This is a genomic window from Mesorhizobium sp. M7A.F.Ca.MR.148.00.0.0 (assembly GCF_003997735.1).
In the GTDB taxonomy this organism is placed as follows: Bacteria; Pseudomonadota; Alphaproteobacteria; order Rhizobiales; family Rhizobiaceae; genus Mesorhizobium.
The window spans coordinates 1-231 of the sequence record NZ_RZTB01000395.1 but is presented as its reverse complement, the minus strand read 5'-3'; the positions used below and the strand labels follow the sequence as shown (position 1 = coordinate 231).

The following is a 231-nucleotide window of genomic DNA, read 5'->3' as shown; positions in this document are numbered from 1 at the left end:
CGACATCGAGGTCAGGCCCTACAGCCTGATCACGGTGAGGAATCGCGCACTATCGCCGGCCGCCAAGATGCTACACGACTTCATTCTGAGGGAAGTGGGATGATGGCTGGCTCGGGTAAGGTGTCCGGCGAAAGCACCGCCAGGCCGAGGCCAGCGAAAGCGAACTGGGAACATTATTTCCCGCCGATGCGTTCATGATCTTGCAAGGGGCGATTTCTTCTGGAGGCTGAA

1 pseudogene (only partly in view) is annotated in these 231 nt (G+C 58.4%); it reads left to right on the top strand.

Features of this window, described 5'->3' with window-relative positions:
• Window positions 1–103: pseudogene (locus EOB49_RS34675) on the top strand (LysR substrate-binding domain-containing protein) (its annotated part extends 261 nt beyond the left edge of the window); the annotation flags it as partial.
• Between the last annotated feature and the right edge of the window lie 128 nt (window positions 104–231).